Below are 19,018 nucleotides of genomic sequence, written 5' to 3' on the forward strand. Positions count from 1 at the left end.
GACGGTCGCGATGTGCAGGTCGTAATCAGGTGGGATGGTGTAACCAGGAAAAAGGTGTGAATCGACCCGAACCCCCGGCCCGCTTGGAAGCCAGAGGTCATTCACTAAACCAGGCGAGGGCTCAAAATCGGCATCAGGGTCTTCAGCAAAGATTTGAGTCGCTAAGGCAATGGGGTGGAGAGTCACATCCCGCTCGAATGATACAACCCTTTCCCCACTGGCAACTTTCATCTGCTCTTCAATAACATCAATACCGGTGCGCACCTCGGTAAGGGGATGGAAAACGGAGAGCTCCGGATTAAACCGGGAAAAATAGGCTCGTGCCTCCTGGTCAATGAGAAACTCCACCGTAACGCAACCTGTAATTTTTGTCGCCTTCCCTGCCTCCTTTGCCCAAGAGAAAAGTTGCTCACGCTCTTTTTTGTCAATATTGAGGGCGGGTGAGACCGCAAGAAAATTTTTGCCCCGGAAATACAAAAGAATTTCCCAGTCATTAATAACTCTGATATTCCCTTGGGTATCGGCAACAATCTGAATCTCAATCGGACGAACTGGACTCAAAAACTTCTCGATAACGACCTGCTCAGAACCGGTGCGCACCCGCGTTTCTGCCTGGCACATCCTCACCTGATATTCAATATCCTTTTCCTTGCGGATGATACGCGTACAAGGCAGCCGGGTTGCTACAGGCTTGACGACACAGGGAAGCCCCAGTTCATCACAAACCTTTGCCGCTGATGCTGGGTTAACGATAGGATAATCCGCACCTGGGATAACCGGGATTTCCGCACCTTTTATAGTGGCACGCACCTCGAGTCGATCCGCAAACATTCGCAGACAATCAGGTGAGGGACCGATAAAGTTAATGCCGGAGGCAATTGTGGCATCAGCAAACTCCGGTTCCGAGGCAAGAAAACCCCAGCCAGGATGAAGAGAGTCGCAGCGAGTGACCTCAGCAGCCGAGAGCAGCCGAGAGAGATTGGCATAACTGTCAGGAGGAGGCGCAGGTCCGATGCAGATTGCCTCATCAGCAAGCATAGCCGGTAGCGAATCACGGTCTTCTTCTGAATAGGGAACAACTGTTTTTACACCTAATTCCCGGCAGGAGCGAATAATCCGGAGTGCCGGAACTCCTCGGGTGGCTATTAGAACCTTTTTGAACACGGGCTACACCCGTTCAACATAGGTGTTGGTGCGTGTATCAATCCGCACCCGGTCACCGGTCTTGATAAAAAACGGAACATCTACTACCAGACCGGTTGAAAGTCGAGCAGGCTTACCACCACCAGTCGCCGTATCACCACGATAATTGGGCTCGGTCTCAACAACTTCAAGAGTAACAAATATCGGAGGCTCAATAACCATTGGTACACCATCGATATAACCCACCTCAACCTCCAGCCCTTCGGTAAGATAGAACACTTTCTCTCCTAAGACTTCCTTTTTAATCGTAAACTGGTCATACGATTCCAAGTCCATAAAATGGTAACCTATATCATCAGCATAAAGGAACTGCCCCTTACGCCTTTCCATCTCCACTGTTGGCAACTTGATTTCTGACTCAAAAGACTCTTCAATTATTGCACCGGTGCGAATGTTGCGAATCCGAGCCAAAACACGCGCCCGGCGCTGCGCGGTACGCGTCCGGGAATAGGACATCACCTCGTAGATTTCGTTGTTGTGTTTAATCAAAAGTCCCGTGTAAAAATCATTTGGGGTAATCATAATTACTCCTTTTAAAGAATCATCAATTCCTTTTTTACCTTGGTGAAATTGCGATAACCTGAGCGGGTCACCAGAACCATATCCTCGATCCTTACACCACCCTTCCCCGGAAGATAAACCCCAGGCTCTACGGTTACCACATCACCTTCTTCCAAAATTTGCATACTTGTGCGTGCCAAAGAAGGCTGTTCATGCACATCCAGCCCGACGCCATGACCAAGGCTATGCCCGAAATACCGCCCCAGACCGCAGCGATTCAAATAGTCTCGGGCAGCAAGGTCAACCAATTTACATGGTACCCCTGGTTTTATCAGTACCAACGCCTCATTCTGAGCGGTAAGCACTGCCTCGTAAACCCGTCTCATCTCTTTGTCAACTTTACCAAGAAAAACCGTCCTGGTCATATCCGAGCAATACCCCTGATAACGACACCCCATATCAAATGTAATACTATCGCCTAACCGAATGCGCCGCTCGGAAGCACGACCATGGGGTTTAGCACCATTTTCTCCTGAAGCAACAATCGGAGGAAATGCACTCTCACCATATCGGCGCAACCAATACTCAATCTCTAAAGCCAAATCCCTTTCGCTCACCCCGGGCTTGACCATTTTCAAAATTTTACTAAACACCTTTTCAGTAAGCGCCTGCGCCCTTCCCATCAACGCAATTTCTCGCGGCGTCTTTCTTCGCCGCAGTTCCAAAACCAAATCGCGGACCGGCACCAGTTTTACATTCGACAACCGCGTCCGCAAAACCCGAAACCGACCCACAGTCAGATGACTTTCCTCAACCCCAATCCTGGGTGTCTTCCTACCGAGAAAAGATTTCAAAAGGTCATCAATTGGAAATGATGCATACAGATCCCTCTCCAGAATCCGTTTACGACAACCGCGCACCTCATCTTTTATCTGCTCCTGATACCGGAAATCAGTATAAAATGTGGCGTTTGACCTCGTGATACACATCATACCGTTAGAACCGGTATAACCGCAGAGGTAGCGCATATTCGTGAGACTAGTCACAATTAACCCGTCTAAACACTCATTTGCAAGCATTTTTTGCAAGCGACCTATTCTCGTAGGCATACTATCTCCCCGCTAAGATGGAATTAGTGCACCTCCTCAAACCTTAGCTTAGCAAACAGAACTTGTCCAACCTCGGTATCAATTCCACCCTGAATTACCACCTCTACCTCCTGGCCAACCGCATTACCACCATTTTCCACCACTACCTTGATACCTCCTTCGAGATAACCGATACCTTCATTCCTCTCCTTGCCCCGTTTACTCACCTTTACCCTAATGACCGTTCCCGGAAGATAGCTCGGTCGAAAGAGCTCACATATCTCCCGGGTGGTTATAACTGGTAAACCATCCGCAGCTGCTTTAACTTCTGGTCGGATGGTGATGATAGTGGCTCGGTATTTTTTTGCAAGCCGTAACATGTCTTCGACGGTCTTGATCTCCGGACAAAGCTTAACCTTCAGACCCGGGATCTGTTTAACCCGAATGAGATTCTCTTTTGCCCGCTGGACAACATAGTCCAATTCCGCGTGTGTTGGCTGGGGTAAAATTAACCTTCCATTGACAAGACCGAGTGAAAGAAACTGCACTACCCTCGGGTCTGCAAGGGTGTCTATATCGAGAATAAATGTTTTCTGACGGGGAAAAAGCATAAAATCCTCCGATATTCTTTTTCATTTTTTCAGTCCCAAAACTTTCAAAGCTGCACCAACAGTATCTACTGATACAACCTTAAGTTTGCTTTTATTCATCTTGGGGCTTTCTAACGGAACAAGCGCCCTTTTGAAACCGAGACGAGCTGCCTCTTTGAGTCGTGTTTCGGTTCTGGTTATTGAACGAACCTCGCCTGCCAGCCCCACCTCACCGATCATCACAGTATCCGGAGGCAGATGTACATTGCGGATTGCCGAAGCCAATGCGACTATGACACCAAGGTCAACCGCTGGTTCACTCAGTTTTAATCCTCCGGCGATGTTTAAAAATATATCCTTTTTCCCAGCACTAATATTAGCCCGTCGCTCAAGAACACCTAAAAGCAGCGCCAAACGCCTCAAATCAAATCCAGTTGCTATCCTTTGAGGCAAGGGAAACGGTGTGGGGGCGGCAAGCGCTTGAATCTCAACCAGCATCGGCCTTGAACCTTCAAGAGTAACGACTACTGCTGAACCGGAAACATCAGGCCGGCGTCCAGAAAGAAAAAACTCGGAAGGGTTGGGTACTTCAACCAATCCGGTTTCGGTCATCTCAAAAACCCCGATTTCGTTCGTTGGCCCATAGCGGTTCTTAACCGTCCGAACTATTCGGTAATTCAGCGCTGGCTCACCTTCAAAGTAAAGTACCGCATCAACCATATGCTCGAGTGTTTTTGGACCGGCAATGGCACCGAACTTTGTCACATGACCGATAATGAAAATAGTCAAGCGATTATTTTTTGCGAGCCAGAGCAGTTCGGAGGTGCATTCCCTTACCTGAGCCACACTTCCTGGCGCACTGCTCAAAAGAGAGTTGACTAATGTCTGGATAGAATCAACCACCAAAAACCCGGGCTTTATCTGATCTATCGCCCCAATGACATCCCCAAGCTCAACCGTACAAAGGACAAAGAGTTCCGAAGTTATCGACCCAAGCCTTTCCGCCCGCAGGCGAACTTGCTCGGCTGATTCCTCGCCGCTGACGTAGAGAACCCTCCGGCCCTTTTGGACCAAATGATTACAAACCTGCAAGAGTAAGGTAGATTTACCTATGCCTGGTTCCCCACCCAAAAGCAAAAGCGATCCCGGCACAATACCACCGCCAAGTACTCTATCAAGTTCTCCGATGCCGGTTGATTCCCTTGAGAAATTCTCGGGCGAGAGCTCAGAAAGACGCCGGGGGCTTACTCGAACTGAATCGCTGCGTATGCGGTGGCTTTTTTCTTGAACGGATATTTGTTCTTCAATCAAGGTGTTCCATTCTCCACAATTAGGACATCTTCCGAGCCAACGAGGATTTTCATAACCGCAGTTTTGGCAAACGAAATGGGTCTTTCTCATTTTTATTATTCCTTAAACTTCAAAATCATCACTGGTTTCTGGTGACGGTTGTGGCTCGGGGATATTCCGGGCTTCCGCTGAGTTTTCGAAGCGCATACACTCATAAAGGAAAACTAAGGAAATGGTATCAGTCGGCCCATTCCTCTGCTTGGCGACATTCAGTTCCGCGGCTCTTTTTTTGTTCTCATCCAAGTTTGCCCATTCCTTTGTCCGATATGCAGCTTCGCGGAAAAGAAAAAGAACAACATCCGCATCCTGCTCTAACGCCCCGGATTCACGCAGGTCAGCGAGTTGGGGTCTTTTATCCTCGCGGTGATCTGGTGCACGGGACAACTGCGATATTGCCACGACTGGAACATTCAGCTCCTTTGCCATCGCTTTCAGAGCTCTGGAGATTTCGGCAATCTCTTGCTGCCGATTACGCTCCCGCCGCCGGTCAGAGTGAGGTTCCATTAATTGCAGGTAATCAATAATAACCATGCCGAGGTCGCTATGCTCGGCCTTTAGCCGACGCGCCCGTGCACGCACCTCAAGAGCGTTCAAACCTGCCGAGTCATCGATATAAATCTTCGCCTCAGACAATCTTCCCACCGCCGTAACTATCCGGGTATACTCCTGATTGTTCAACATACCCCGGCGTAATTTCGGTAGCGGCACCCGCGCCTCTGCACAAATGAGGCGCTGAATTAGACTCTCGGTTGCCATCTCTAAACTGAAAATAGCAACCGCGACCGGCTTGCTCACTCTCGCAGAGGCATTCACCGCGATATTCAGGGCCAATGCGGTTTTGCCCATACCCGGTCTACCCGCTATGATGATGAAATCGCCGGGTTGAAACCCAGAGGTAAGTTCATCAAGGTCACGAAATCCTGTCTCCACACCGGTAATAAACCGCTTTTCACTTCGTGCTTGTTCAACCCGGTCCATCTCTTCAAGAAGTCGGTCACGCACTAGCGTAAATCCCTTTGTCTCCCCGACCTGGCGCAACTGAAAAATCCTACTCTCTGCCCGCTCCAACAACTCTCCTGGCGAGACACCCTCATCATAAGCCGCTTGGACTATCTCGGTGGCAGTCTGGATCAACTGGCGCTGAATCGCCTTCTCCAGAACCAGACGGGCGTGTTCTTCACAATTTGCCGAAGTTAGCACGGTATCTTGAAGACTGGACAAAAATGGCTGCCCCCCAATCGCTTCTAGCTCCTTCATTCGGCGTAATTCCGCCGTAACAGTGATAATGTCGTAGGGCATCTTTTTGTCAAACAGTGAAAGCATCGCCTCATAGATGCGCCGGTGCGCAGGGATATAGAAATGTTCAGGCTTAAGCAAGGGCATAACCCGAGGCAGGGCTTCAGGGTCCAAAAGAATCGCCCCTAAGACCGCAGCCTCTGCTTCAGGTACCTGGGGAGGTTTGCGTTCTATTGTCCTTGAATTTTCTTCCCCCATCACTTTTCACCCTTTTTTCTTAAGATTCCCGCAACAATTCTTACAAGTTCAAAAGCGAAATCGGTTTTGGGCATTTGGGGAAGGTGCTTGGTTTTGCCTGAACGGTATATTAGCGTTGGTTTAATTTGCTCAGACCCCGCGGTGGCAAAAGGATTGGCAATTATAAGGTCAAGGGATTTAGCCCGTAGTTTCATCCGTGCGTGCGCGAGTGAATCATCTTGAGAAAAACCAATGAGAATAGGACGGTGAGGCACTTTCGCTACTTCTGTAAGGATGTCGGGAGTACGTTTTAATGTCAAAGTGACTTCTTCTTGATGGTATTTTGCTTTTCCCACCGAACTGGGTTGATAGTCAGCCACCGCCGCACACATCACCAAGATTTTCACTTTAGGGAGTAACTTCAAAACTACCTCTGCCATCTCTGCGGTTGTTCGAACCCGGATTACATTTTCGGGCAGGGTTACAGACACTGCACCGGCAACAACAGTAGTCTCCGCACCAGCAGCAGCAAAAGCGCGGGCAACCTCAACCCCCATAAGCCCACTTGAACGATTGGTAACCACCCGCACCGGATCGATTGATTCCTCAGTCCTACCCGTAGTGATCAGTACGGGGATACCTCTCAAGTCCGGTAGCTTGCCAAGCACGGCTCGACAGAAATAAAGAATTGTCTCTGGTGGAGCCATTCTGCCGACACCCGTTTCCCCACAAGCCAGCGCACCTGTCTCGGGCTGAATAAAACGGTAACCCAACTCAGTAAGACGGCTGATATTAGCTTGCACAATCGGATTGCACCACATATTACTGTTCATTGCCGGTGCCAACACAACCCTCCCAGCAGTTACCTTTTTCTGAGGGACAGCAAGAAGGAGGGTCGATAGCAAATCATCCGCAATACCAGCGGCGAGCTTGCCGATGATATTGGCGGTTGCTGGTGCCACCACAATCAGGTCCGGTTGAGTAGCAAGTTCAATGTGCTCCACCCCGGCAGAACTAACCCGTTCTTTAGGAAACAGTTCAAATGCCACAGCTCTACCGCTCAACGCCCGAAATGACTCAGGGGTCACCAGCTGAGTGGCTGAGCGAGTCATCACTACCGTTACATTCCAGCCGGTTTTCTTAAAAAGACGCAACAGGTCGAGCGCCTTATAGGCAGCAATACTGCCTGTCACCCCCAGCAAAACCTCCACCTTTTCCATTTTCTACCCCAAGACCGTTTTGGCAGAAAACGTAAGGTTAGGAGCGACGGCTCGGAGTCAAACCCTCCATCCCCTTTTGACTTAATGCCTGTATCTCCTGCTCGGTCAGAGGTGTGTACTTCAATTCTCCCCGCAGCAAGCGGTGCAAAGCAAAAGTATAGGGGTTGGTAGGGATTTGAACCTCATCCCGGCTGAGGGCGTCAATAATTCGACGCACCTCAAGCGCAGCGATATTCAAAGCCAAGTATTTATTCGGAAACGCCCGCCATAAATCTTCAATGGACACACTCTTCATTTTAATCCTCCTTTGAATTAATCCGACGGCTGGTCCGGAGTCGTTCAGCACGGATAATCGTTAACACATCCTGGACCGCCCGGTTAATTTTATCATTAATTACGAGATAGTCAAACTCGGGGATGCCCGCCAGTTCCTCTTCAAGAGCATCCCGACGACACCTCAGATTTTCCTCATCCTCGGTTCCGCGGCGTTGGAGCCGGCGCGTAAGCTCCTTTATACTAGGTGGCATAATGAAAATACTGACAGTTCCCGGCAATGCCTTTTTACAAGAGCGCATTCCCTGAATATCAAGGTCGGCAATAACATCCTTTCCTTGACGGAACGCCTTAAATACCGGGGCCTTAGGGGTGCCGTAATAACTACCATAAACCTTTGCATATTCGAGTAATTGACCTCTTCTTACTAACGACAAAAACCCCTCTTCAGAAACAAAATGGTAACTTTTCCCATTGCGCTCTCCCGGCCTTGGCTGTCTTGTCGTGGCAGAAATTGAATAAAATATCCTACCGTCCCGCTGGACGACTCCGCGACAAATAGTGGTCTTGCCGGCACCCGATGGGGATGAAAGCACCACAAGAAACGGTTGATGCCTTTTACTCAACATTCCGCACCTGCTCCTTCAGTTTCTCAATCTCACCTTTAATTTCTATTGCCCGCCGTGATATTACCACATCCCTTGCCTTGGCAGCAAGGGTATCGGTCTCCCGCAACATCTCCTGGGCGATGAAGTCCAGTTTTTTGCCCGAGGTGGTTGAACTGCGAAGTGCCCGGAGAAACATACTGCAATGGCTCCGGAGGCGCACGCACTCCTCGTGGATATCCACCCGCTCGCTGATAAAAGCAACCTCCTCCAGGACACGCTTAGGATTCGCCTGAATGTTGAGGCTGGCGAGTTGCTCAAGGAGGCTTTCCCGGCGCTCTGCCAGTCGCTTCGGCACCCTTTGCTCAATCTGGCGCAGGGCACGGCGAATCTTCTTGATGCGCCGCCGCAAGTCCCGCACCAGTGCCACACCTTCTGCCTGCTTCATCTTTATCAGCTGCTTTAGCGCCTGTTTAATCACACTGCGGCTCGCCCGCCACATTCGGCTGTGATTGGAGTTAACCTTACGGGTAGTAATAACACCGGGCAGCGTCAAGAGCGTATTAATGTCGAGCTCACCGGCAAGGCGGTACCTTTTCCTCAGTTCCCGGCTTAACCGTAAATAGTCGCGCACCACCTGATGGTCGATCTTCACCATTTGCGCTGCTTCACTCTCATCCATTGTAATCTGTATCTGGATATAACCCCGCCGAACCATTCTTCGCACCATCTCATATATCTCCCGCTCATAACCAGCAAGCTGGGGTGGGAGTTTCGGTATCAGCTCAAAGTATTTGTGGTTTACCGAACGGATGTCCACAGACAGCCGGTTGTTGGTAGGCTTCAGCACCGCCTCTGCCCTCCCCACACCGGTCATACTTCTAATCATCAAACCTCCACCATTATCGTAACCGGACCTCTGTTAACCAACTCCACGTCCATACGCGCACCAAACTTACCCGTCTGCACTGGGACGCCAAGATACCGCAATTCACTAATAAACCGCTCATAAAGACTCTCGGCGCGTGCGGGTTCGCAGGCATTAGAAAAAGATGGCCGCAGACCCTGCTCAGTATCAGCATAAAGGGTGAACTGGGAAACCACCAGTGCTTCTCCCCCAACATCCAATAGCGAACGGTTCATCTTGCCCTGTTCATCATCATATATTCGCAAACGGCACACCTTTGATGCCAGTTGGCGGCAGGTTGACTCGCTATCCTGTTTCCCGATACCGAGAAAAATCAAAAGCCCACTCCCAATTTCACCGATTGTCTCACCCCCCACAACAACTCGGGCGCGGGAAACTCGCTGCAACAACGCGCGCATTACCACCCCCTCTCCTTCAGGACTCGCACGACTGTTCGGGCAAACGGGAGCGCATGTTCTGCCTTTGCCGCGGTGATGATGTCACCATCCTTCACCACACTACCAAACCGGTGCCGGCACCCATTTTCCTTGAGTATCTTGATGGAAAAATGGTCCGGAAATACGGTAGCAGATTTACCGTTAAGTACACCTGCATAAGCAAGCGTGATTGGCGCCAGTTCAATCGCCGCCACCAGCCGCCCTGCTGCGACAAATTCACGGCAGATGCGTTGCAGGACACTATCTTGCCAGTAAACGGAAGCCCCAGAACCATCAATGAGCACCAGTGCGGCAAAATCATCAGGTGCCATCTCCCTCAATTTCCGCTGAGGTTTTACCAAAAGACCATCAATCCCCTGCGCCACACTAGTATCCACAGCAACCGTCACCACCTGAATTTTTGCCCGTTCAATCACCTTCACAACCGTTTCAAACTCATCGTCACGAAACAGCTGCTGGGGGACAAAAACCGCCACCGGTAGCGCCGCAACAAGATGAAAAGCCATTAGTAACAATAGATATATATTACCACACATCTACATTAATAATAACCCAACAGATGCCTATGTCAAGAAAAAGCAATGTGTAATTTAACAAGTTTTTATTTTACAATGACTTAGACGATAGGTAGCAATGATTGACAATTCGTAAGTTGTTTTTATTATAAGGTTGTGGCACGTGGACTTGTGATAATGCCCACCTATAATGAGGCGGGCAATATTGAGCGAATCATTCCGATTGTGCTGGCGCAATCACCGGAACTGGATATCCTGGTGATTGACGACAATTCGCCTGACGGCACCGCTGATATTGTTAAGCGTATCGTGGAGGAAAATCCCCGGGTTAAACTGATTCGCCGGGAAAGGAAACTCGGGCTGGGTACCGCCTATGTCTTGGGCTTCAGGTATGCCCTGGACAACGGCTACGACTACTGCTTTGAGATGGACTCGGACTTTTCGCATCCACCCGAGAAGATTCCGGAGATGATTGCCGCGCTGAACGAGTATGACCTCGTTATCGGCTCAAGGTATTCTGACGGCATCTCCATTGTCAACTGGCCGATGAAAAGGCTCTTACTTTCCTACTTTGCCTGCCTTTATGCCCGCAAGGTTACCGGTTGCCCGATTCGGGACCTCACCGCCGGTTTTAAGGCTTACCGCTGTGATATGCTCAAAAAACTGGACCTGAATGCTCTAAAGGAAGATGGCTACGGGTTTCAGATTGAAATTGACTTCTTAATCTGGCGTAAAGGCGGCAGAATTAAGGAAATCCCCATCGTCTTTACCGAGCGCCGCACCGGCGTTTCCAAGATGTCGAAGCGCATCATCTGGCAGGCATTCATCCTTGTATTGCGCCTGCGCCTGCAGCGGCTCTTTGGCCGGATTTAGTGCCGAGGGGGGGATTTGAACCCCCATGGGTTTCCCCACTAACTCCTGAGGCTAGCGCGTCTGCCATTTCCGCCACCTCGGCAAATTACTCAAAAATCCAAGTGTTTTATAATATCCCGAAAATACCTTTTGGTCAAGAAATGTCCTAAAAGCCGTCGGCAACATCGCTAATCCGGACATTGTCGCAGAGAAGCCAGGAGGGCACCGCCATCGCCTCTGGTGAACGGCGCTCATAGGTTGATGAAATATTCTGGGCAACCAATGCAGCCGAAACTGCGACGATATTATTGAAAACATTGGGTATTGAATCGGTGATGCGGGAAGAGAAAATCGGAGAAACAAACCTGCCGTCTTTGACAAGCAAGGCATTAAACCTTGATGAGCCGGTAAAGATACCCTTGGTCGGGTCAGGAAGATGGGTGTAATGGAGATGGGGGATATAAAGGGCGTTGTCAGCAAGTGCCAGCGCCTCTTTAAGCCCTGCCGGACCTGAGCCACCAACAAATACCAGATCCCAGTTCATCAGGTCATGACCGGTCCTTTCCTTTTTGTACTTTGCTGCGGTCTGCGAGTCATAGCAGACACCGGCAAAAACCCCTTTCTCCACCAGTTTGAACAGCCTGCGCCTCTTGCCAGTGAAATCAAAGGGCATTCCAAACACCAAGGGATGATCAGGGTCGTCAAAGATGGTGACCATCTCTGAGAAGATTTTGTCACCGGGTCTGTTCTTTGCGGTAAAAGCCCTTCCCTCCTCATAGGCCCTGCCGAAAAAGCCGCTCCACACCGAGAGTGCAACCAGTTCGGCAATCGCCTGCGGTCCGAAAAGGACCCGTTGATTACCGATCGGGGTTTTATAACCGGGGTTGTTTTCATAAATGGGCAAGAGCGCCTCAAACTCCTGGGCAACATCATCAGCGGAAAACTCGTTAGCCCTTTTCTGCGTCCGCTCAACCGAAAGTTCCCATTTCTTTATACTCTCCTTCAAGACCAAGACCAGTCTGCCATCGGTCATCTTTCGGTATGCCTCGTTGTCATTGGCGGTGGTGATGTAGAACATCTCGGTTGAACCTGTTGACCAGGAGCCGGAAAAGTCATACCTGCCTTTGGGTTTCAGGCTTTTGATAACCTTAGCGCACAGCTCGGCTTTGCTGTTTGGGGAAATGTTTTCCAGTTCTGGGTCGTAACCACGGGTATCATCAACCGTCTCCTCAACCATTCCAAATATCGGGTCATAGTCCTTGGGAAGGGCATTGCGGCAGTTCTCCTCTGCCTGTCTCAGCGCTGATTTTAACTGCTCAAGCGAGGTGATGTCTGCGGTCAGGGTAAAATCTCCAACCCGACGCCCATCCTGCACCGAGACATCAAGCCTTGTCAACTCCTCAGAGGTGGAAAGGGCGATTGCGGAATTCCCCAGCCTGATCAGACTGGAGCGCTCCCGATGAAACGAGAACTCGGCGTTGAGTCCGCTCCTGCGGGCATAGTCCCGCGCCTCCAAGAGAATTGTCCGAATCCTATCCTCAAGCATCCTTACCTCCCTTCGCCGGTAATCACATTCTTGAACCGCATCACCGGCACACCGTGTCCAACCTCCATAATCTGATTGGGCTCCCCCTTGCCGCAGTTTGCCACCTGAAACAATCGCCAGGTTGAGCGATCACCCACCATATCAAGTGAATTGTAAAACTCAAGGGTGTGCCCCTGATAGGTCGGGTTCTTATAAACCTTGGTAATCCTGCCCTCCTTGACCTCCCAGGCGATTTCGCAGCCGAAATGGAAGTGCTCCCGGTTGGAGCCAATCGACCAGGAGACCGGCATATCCAGAATCACCCCATCCTCGGTTGCCCTCACAATATCATCAAGGGTGCCATCATCTCCCCATTCCACACAGACATTGGTCATCCGGTCAATCGGCGTCTTGTAAAATCCGGCAGCACGTGCGGACGCACCCGACTCCCTGACAACGGTCTTGCCCGCCAGGGCATTCGCCTCTGCCAGATCCAGCCGGCAGCATAAAACATTCACCAAAATCCCGTTCTTAATCAGATAGTATTCGTGCTGGGGTGTGCCCTCATCATCATAACCGAATGTGCCGGGCGAATTCTCCACCACCATCACCTTGGCATTCAACTTCTCGCTGCCATAGCGCAAAGAGCCAATCATCTCCGGCTTGACATGGGAGCCACCGGCAAAGGAGAGTTCATAACCGAGGATGCGGTCAAGTTCCAAAGGGTGACCAATCGTCTCATGCACCTGCAGATGCCCCTGACCGGGCAGGAGAATCACATCCCGCCTTTTCGGAGGCAGGGTCTCCGCAGCCACAATCTCGCCCAGTTCCTTCTTGATGCGCTCGGTATGTTCACTAAACGCCTTGGGGTCACTAAGCCACTCAAAACCGCGGGTGCCGGTGCCGTCAGAGTCAAGGGCATAACTGCGGCGCTGGGTCCTGCCCTCCTTGTCGCGTGCCATCACCACCATCTCGGCAAAGGTGTTCAAAACCCAGCGTTCAATCTCTGTCCCTTCGGTATTGAAATAGTGGATGCGCCGCTTCTGAAAAAGGGCGCTCACCATCCGGTGCTCAACCGTTTTGTCCTTCAACCTTTCATCCACCATCTTCAGGAACTCAAGTTTCTCCTGCAGGGGCAGTTCAAACGGGTCCTTTTCAAACGGCGGCTGATATTTGCCTTTTACCGGCTGTGCCTTACCCATATCCTTGGGAAAGCCCAAAAGCCAAAGGGCCGCCTCGGCATTGGCAAGCGCCCGGTCAAAACAGGCAGAGAGGGCATTAAGGTCCGCAGTGGCGGCAAAACCAACCGCACCCTGCTTTAAAACCCTGACCCCGATTCCCCTTTCCCGGCGCCGGTAGTTTGCCTCAAGGTTGCCGTCATAAATGACCAGCCTTTCTGATGAGTCCTCATCATAAAAACGGACATCGGCAAAACTGCAGCCAAGGTCAAGCATCCTTTTCAGTTCTGACCTGACTGCACTGGTAAAATTATTACTCATACCCATTCTTGCTCCTCATCTTATTATGTCCTGCAAAAAATAGTTAAAAATAATAACAGAAAAATTTATCTTGGCAAGCAAGAACTCAACACCAAACAAACTCACTGAAAATCAACCCCTTGTCCATAGAACCATCAATAGCCCCTGTCCGAAATGACAAACCATCAAACCCCAGGAGACCGAAATAACGCCTTTCCCTTAAATTAACACGCTGATTTGCAATAACTTGCCTGATTAACCCGCCAAAAGGGAAACGACCGGGGGAGTGACCCCCGGGGTCAATTCGGGCTTGGGTTAACACCTCCCGAAAGGAAAGACCGATGACCAAGGACCGATGACCAACTTCGGTCTCCTTTCCGGTTTTTGCCTGTAAAAAAGTGGGGGATTCCGGGAATTTATTGACTTTTGCCCAAACCCTTTTAGATTAATGGAGGTTAAAGGCTTGCTTCGGAGGGCTAGCCTAACTGGTAAGGCAGCAGACTTGAAATCTGCCGACCTCTCAACAGGTCTTGCGGGTTCGAATCCTGCGCCCTCCGTTGAAAAGTTGATAGTTCCTGGTTGTCAGTTCTTGGTTTTAGAAACCAGACCATGAACTATGAACTAAAAACTAAATCGGGAGAGGTGGCCGAGCGGCTGAAGGCAACCGCTTGCTAAGCGGTTATACGGGTAAAACCGTATCAAGGGTTCGAATCCCTTCCTCTCCGTTCTTGATATAATATGAGTTCAGAAAAGGTCCGGGTAAGGATTGCGCCTTCGCCAACCGGTGCGATGCATTTAGGTCTGGCGCGGACCGCGCTCTACAACTGGCTCTTTGCCCGCCAGCATCAGGGCACATTTATCTTGCGGATTGATGACACCGATGTTTTGCGCAACAAGGAGGAGATGCTTGAACCGATTCTCTCGGGTTTAGAGTGGCTTGGTCTTGACTGGGATGAGGGACCGAAAAAGGAGGGACCCTTTGCCCCCTATTATCAGTCGCAAAGGTCCGCGGTTTACGAGGAGGCGGTCAAAAAACTGATTGACTGCGGTGCCGCCTATCTTGATTATGCCACGCCCGAGGAGATAGCCCTTGAGCGGGAAAGGGCAAAACAGGAGGGCAAAACCTTTCGCTACAGCCGGCGCTGGCTCGCAGAAACCGAGGAGGACTGTCGGCGTTTTGAAAGGGAGGGCAGAAAGCCGGTTGTCAGATTGAAGATGCCTCGCGAGGGAAAACTGATAATTGATGACTTGATTCGGGGGCGGGTTGAGTTTGACCTGAGCCTGGAGCAGGACCACATCATTCAGCGCCAGGATAAAACCTTCCTTTATCACCTCACCAGTGCGGTTGACGACGGGGAGATGAAAATCAGCCACATCATCAGGGCTGAGGAACACCTCTCCAATACGCCCAGGCAGGTCTTTATCCTTGAGGCTTTGGGTTACCCCTTGCCGAAATTTGCCCATCTGCCCTATGTTGCCGAACCAGGAACAAAGAACAAGCTGAGCAAAAGGAAATTGAAGGAGTACTTGAAAAAGCCGGAGTTTGCCGAACTGATGCAGCGGGGAGAGCGGATTAGAGCGCGCCTGCATATTGAGACAACACCTGAACTCTTCAACCCGGTGGTGATTGACTTCTATCAGAAGACCGGTTTTCTGCCTGAGGCGCTTTTAAACTATCTTGCCCTTCTGGGCTGGTCATTTGACGACCGGACCGAGTTCTTTACCAGAGATGATTTGATCAAGGCGTTCTCCCTGGAAAGGGTGGTGCGCTCACCCGCAGGTTTTGACCCGCAGAAACTTCTGGCATTTCAGGTCCATTATATGATGGGTTTGCCAGTTGAAAAAAGGGTGGAACTGGTTCTCCCCTATCTCCTTCAGGCAAATCTCCTTTCCCTGCCGGTTCGTGAAAATGAGCGCAAAATGGTGCAGGAGATTGTTCTGGCTGCAGGTGACAGAATTAAACTTGCCGGCGACATCCTTGAATATGACTATTTCTTTGTTGAGGACGAAAAACTCACTTATGATGAAAAGGCGCTCCGGCGCTGGTTAGGGAAAAGGCATCAACGGCAAATCTTAACCGATGCCAAAGAGGCATTGAGACTCCTGCCGGTCTGGGAAAAGGAACAGTTGCAGGCGAAACTTGAGGCTTACATCAAGGAGAAGAATATCAAGGGGATGGAGTTGAGCCAGGCTTTAAGGGTGGCGATAACCGGACGGGATTACGGCTTTGGAATCTACGATATTTTGACAATTATGGGCAAAGAGCGGGTCATTAATAGGGTTGAGCGGGTGCTGTCGCAACAACACCCTGAAGATTGACATCAGCCTGCTCATATTTTATTATTCCTAATTATGAACAAAGAGTCTGAAAAAAAGTCGGGTCCGGATTTTATCCGGAGGATTATCAACGAGGATTTGGCTTCGGGCAGGTTCTCCCATCCGATTGTTACCCGCTTTCCGCCTGAGCCCAACGGCTATCTCCATATCGGTCATGCCAAGTCAATCTGCCTCAACTTCGGCATTGCCAAGGAGTATGGCGGCAGGTGCCATCTGCGCTTTGACGACACCAACCCGGAAAAGGAGGAGGAGGAGTATGTCCGTGCAATTATTGAGGATGTGCGCTGGCTTGGATTTGACTGGGGCGAGCACCTCTACTATGCCTCGGACTATTACGAGCAGCTTTATCAATGGGCAATAGAACTGATAAAGAAGGGCAAGGCTTATGTCTGTGACCTTTCACCAGAGGAGGTGCGAGAGTATCGCGGCACCTTAACCAAGCCAGGCAAAGAGAGCCCTTATCGCAACCGCTCAGTTGAGGAAAACCTTGAACTTTTTGAGCGGATGAGGAAAGGGGAGTTTCCTGACGGCTCCAAGACCCTGCGCGCCAAGATTGATATGTCATCACCAAATCTCAATATGCGCGACCCGGTGATGTACCGGATTATGAAGGTCCCGCACCATCGCACCGGTGATAAATGGTGCATCTATCCAACCTATGACTGGGCGCATGGTCAGTCCGACTCCATTGAAGGCATCACCCATTCCATCTGCACATTAGAGTTTGAGGACCACCGACCCTTATATGACTGGTTTCTTGACCAGCTGGGTGTGCACCATCCCCGTCAGGTTGAGTTTGCCCGTCTGAACTTGACCTACACGGTGATGAGCAAGCGCCGGTTATTAGAACTTGTTCAGGAGGGTTATGTCTCAGGCTGGGATGACCCGCGGATGCCGACAATCGCCGGATTGAGGCGTCGGGGTTACACACCGGAATCCATCCGCAGATTCTGCGATGAAATCGGTGTGGCCAAGGCAGAGACGGTTATTTCCATTGACCTTCTTGAACATTGCCTTCGGGAGGATTTGAACAAACGGGCAGAACGCCGGATGGCGGTCTTAAGACCTTTAAAGGTTGTCATTGAAAACTACCCCCCAGGTAAGGTTGAGGAACTTGAGGCAATCAACAACCCCGAAGACCTTAATGCCGGCACAAGAAAGGTGCCTTTTTCAAGGGAGATTTACATTGAAGAGGATGACTTCCGTGAAGAGCCGCCACCCAAGTATTACCGCCTAACACCGGGCAGGGAGGTGCGGCTGCGGTACGCCTACCTTATCAAATGCGTTGGGGTCATTAAGGATGAAAACGGCAGGGTAAAGGAGTTACGCTGCACCTATGACCCAAAAACATTGGGGAGCGATGCCCCCGACGGCAGAAAGGTCAAGGCAACAATTCACTGGGTTTCTGCTCAGCATGCTATTGATGCTGAGGTCCGGCTCTATGACCGGCTTTTTACCAAACCAGACCCAGATGATGTCGAGCCTGGTCAAGATTGGAAATCAAACATCAACCCCAACTCCCTGGTGATATTAAGAGGTTGTAAACTGGAGCCATCCCTTAAAGATGTCAAACCAGGGGATAAATTTCAGTTTGAACGGTTGGGCTATTTCTGTGCCGACCTGAAGGACTGTTTGCCGGGAAATTTAGTATTTAACCGCACCGTGACATTAAAGGACACCTGGGCAAAGATTGCCCAGAGGTTAGACCAGGGTTCAGGCTAAGATTGTGATTCTAAACCTTTACCTCTGTCTCTTCTATCCTTGTTGACGCCTTCGCTCAGACCTAATTTCCATTATCGTGTAAAGAACTGGAATAAAAACAAGCGGCAGGAGGGTGGAAACGAGCATACCGCCAACTATTGCTCTGCCCAAGGGTGACCAGAGTTCTGAACCTTCACCAATCTGAAAAGCCAAAGGCAGCATCCCAAAAATGGTTGTTAACGAGGTCATCAAAATCGGGCGCAACCTCACCCTGCCCGCCTCCTTTACCGCCTCAATCAGTGGTAGCCCGTGCTTGCGCCGCAACTGATTGGTATAATCAATATAAACAATCCCGTTGTTGACCACGATGCCGATGAGGATTAAAAGCCCTAAAAGGGAAATAACCGAAATACTGGTTCGGGTCAGAAAGAGAATCCAGATAACCCCTATAGCCGCAAACGGCATCGTGAACAGGATGATAAACGGGTCCCGCAGTGATTCAAACTGTGATGCCATCACCACAAAAACAAGCACAACCGCAATAAATATAATCAGGATAAAGTCGCGGAAGGTGGATGTCATCTCCTGATACGAGCCGGAAATCTGGATATTGAATCCTGAAGGCACCGGAATGGACTTAATTGCCCGGGCGATACGCTGGGCAAGTTGACCAGAAGAGACACCAACCGACCTCGCGGTAATTTTCACAATCCGCTGGTTGTTCTTACGCTCAATCTGAATAGGTCCGGTGCCGGTGCGAACCGCTACTAAGTTCTTCAGTGGCACCGGACCGGTCGGCCCGATGATGTTCATCCCCAACACATCAATCAGTTCGTTCCGCTGCTCTTCGGGCAACCTGACGAGAATGTCGTATTCCCTGCCGGTTAATCGGAAGGTGCTGATGGCACTGCCCTGAATCTGGGTGTAAAGATAGGAACCAAT

General features: G+C 50.4%; 18 protein-coding genes and 3 tRNA genes. 5 read left to right on the plus strand and 16 right to left on the minus strand.

Annotated features, from left to right (window positions below):
* From ABIK47_05880 to ABIK47_05935, 12 genes are all read right to left on the minus strand, one after another.
* A partial coding sequence (locus tag ABIK47_05880; GenBank protein ID MEO0020151.1) for a biotin carboxylase N-terminal domain-containing protein occupies nucleotides 1–1,164 on the minus strand: 1,164 nt, incomplete at its 3' end.
* A 3-nt stretch (nucleotides 1,165–1,167) separates the two neighbouring features.
* On the minus strand, nucleotides 1,168–1,725 hold the full coding sequence (efp, locus tag ABIK47_05885) for an elongation factor P (GenBank protein MEO0020152.1): 558 nt from the start codon (nucleotides 1,723–1,725) through the stop codon (nucleotides 1,168–1,170).
* Nucleotides 1,726–1,736: 11 nt separating this feature from the next.
* Entirely contained in the window at nucleotides 1,737–2,813 is a 1,077-nt protein-coding gene (locus ABIK47_05890) for a Xaa-Pro peptidase family protein (protein ID MEO0020153.1), read from the minus strand.
* Nucleotides 2,814–2,836: 23 nt separating this feature from the next.
* The gene (locus ABIK47_05895; GenBank protein ID MEO0020154.1) at nucleotides 2,837–3,403 is read right to left on the minus strand and encodes a TRAM domain-containing protein; all 567 of its coding nucleotides are present in this window, start codon (nucleotides 3,401–3,403) and stop codon (nucleotides 2,837–2,839) included.
* 21 nt (nucleotides 3,404–3,424) lie between these two features.
* Nucleotides 3,425–4,783 (minus strand): DNA repair protein RadA, encoded by a 1,359-nt coding sequence (gene radA, locus ABIK47_05900; GenBank protein MEO0020155.1) that lies wholly within the window; start codon nucleotides 4,781–4,783, stop codon nucleotides 3,425–3,427.
* Between the two features lie 12 nt (nucleotides 4,784–4,795).
* Entirely contained in the window at nucleotides 4,796–6,226 is a 1,431-nt protein-coding gene (gene dnaB / locus ABIK47_05905; protein ID MEO0020156.1) for a replicative DNA helicase, read from the minus strand.
* Nucleotides 6,226–7,425 (minus strand): bifunctional phosphopantothenoylcysteine decarboxylase/phosphopantothenate--cysteine ligase CoaBC, encoded by a 1,200-nt coding sequence (gene coaBC, locus ABIK47_05910; GenBank protein MEO0020157.1) that lies wholly within the window; start codon nucleotides 7,423–7,425, stop codon nucleotides 6,226–6,228. The genes dnaB and coaBC overlap by 1 nt, the downstream gene beginning before the upstream one ends.
* A gap of 37 nt (nucleotides 7,426–7,462) precedes the next feature.
* On the minus strand, nucleotides 7,463–7,720 hold the full coding sequence (locus ABIK47_05915) for a hypothetical protein (protein ID MEO0020158.1): 258 nt from the start codon (nucleotides 7,718–7,720) through the stop codon (nucleotides 7,463–7,465).
* A gap of 1 nt (nucleotide 7,721) precedes the next feature.
* A complete protein-coding gene (gene gmk, locus ABIK47_05920; protein MEO0020159.1) occupies nucleotides 7,722–8,327 on the minus strand; it encodes a guanylate kinase in 606 nt (201 codons plus the stop codon).
* A complete protein-coding gene (locus ABIK47_05925; protein MEO0020160.1) occupies nucleotides 8,317–9,192 on the minus strand; it encodes a YicC/YloC family endoribonuclease in 876 nt (291 codons plus the stop codon). The genes gmk and ABIK47_05925 overlap by 11 nt, the downstream gene beginning before the upstream one ends.
* Nucleotides 9,192–9,629, minus strand: a complete 438-nt coding sequence (dtd, locus tag ABIK47_05930; GenBank protein MEO0020161.1) for a D-aminoacyl-tRNA deacylase — start codon at nucleotides 9,627–9,629, stop codon at nucleotides 9,192–9,194. The genes ABIK47_05925 and dtd overlap by 1 nt, the downstream gene beginning before the upstream one ends.
* The gene (locus ABIK47_05935) at nucleotides 9,629–10,204 is read right to left on the minus strand and encodes a DJ-1/PfpI family protein (protein MEO0020162.1); all 576 of its coding nucleotides are present in this window, start codon (nucleotides 10,202–10,204) and stop codon (nucleotides 9,629–9,631) included. Before ABIK47_05935 ends, dtd begins: the two co-directional genes overlap by 1 nt.
* Nucleotides 10,205–10,339: 135 nt before the next feature.
* On the opposite strand from ABIK47_05935, the gene ABIK47_05940 reads away from it, so the two are divergent.
* A complete protein-coding gene (locus ABIK47_05940; protein ID MEO0020163.1) occupies nucleotides 10,340–11,056 on the plus strand; it encodes a polyprenol monophosphomannose synthase in 717 nt (238 codons plus the stop codon).
* Here the strand turns inward: ABIK47_05940 and ABIK47_05945 are convergent.
* From ABIK47_05945 to ABIK47_05955, 3 genes are all read right to left on the minus strand, one after another.
* Nucleotides 11,057–11,138, minus strand: a tRNA-Leu gene (locus ABIK47_05945).
* A 63-nt stretch (nucleotides 11,139–11,201) separates the two neighbouring features.
* Nucleotides 11,202–12,581 carry a metallopeptidase TldD-related protein gene (locus tag ABIK47_05950; GenBank protein ID MEO0020164.1) on the minus strand — a complete coding sequence of 460 codons (1,380 nt, stop codon included), beginning with the start codon at nucleotides 12,579–12,581 and terminating at the stop codon, nucleotides 11,202–11,204.
* Between the two features lie 2 nt (nucleotides 12,582–12,583).
* On the minus strand, nucleotides 12,584–14,059 hold the full coding sequence (locus tag ABIK47_05955; protein ID MEO0020165.1) for a TldD/PmbA family protein: 1,476 nt from the start codon (nucleotides 14,057–14,059) through the stop codon (nucleotides 12,584–12,586).
* 449 nt (nucleotides 14,060–14,508) lie between these two features.
* Here ABIK47_05955 and ABIK47_05960 point away from each other — a divergent pair.
* The 4 genes from ABIK47_05960 (at nucleotide 14,509) to ABIK47_05975 (ending at nucleotide 18,097) form a co-directional block, all read left to right on the plus strand.
* Nucleotides 14,509–14,595: transfer RNA gene (locus ABIK47_05960), tRNA-Ser, on the plus strand.
* A gap of 79 nt (nucleotides 14,596–14,674) precedes the next feature.
* Nucleotides 14,675–14,763, plus strand: a tRNA-Ser gene (locus ABIK47_05965).
* Nucleotides 14,764–14,776: 13 nt separating this feature from the next.
* Entirely contained in the window at nucleotides 14,777–16,357 is a 1,581-nt protein-coding gene (gene gltX, locus ABIK47_05970) for a glutamate--tRNA ligase (GenBank protein MEO0020166.1), read from the plus strand.
* A 33-nt stretch (nucleotides 16,358–16,390) separates the two neighbouring features.
* On the plus strand, nucleotides 16,391–18,097 hold the full coding sequence (locus ABIK47_05975) for a glutamine--tRNA ligase/YqeY domain fusion protein (protein ID MEO0020167.1): 1,707 nt from the start codon (nucleotides 16,391–16,393) through the stop codon (nucleotides 18,095–18,097).
* Nucleotides 18,098–18,130: 33 nt separating this feature from the next.
* Here ABIK47_05975 and ABIK47_05980 read toward each other — a convergent pair.
* Nucleotides 18,131–19,018 (minus strand): efflux RND transporter permease subunit (locus tag ABIK47_05980; protein ID MEO0020168.1); only part of this gene is annotated, 888 nt, incomplete at its 5' end.

The organism is candidate division WOR-3 bacterium (assembly GCA_039801245.1).
Classification (GTDB): domain Bacteria; phylum Hydrothermota; class Tepidihabitantia; order Tepidihabitantales; family Tepidihabitantaceae; genus JAOABP01.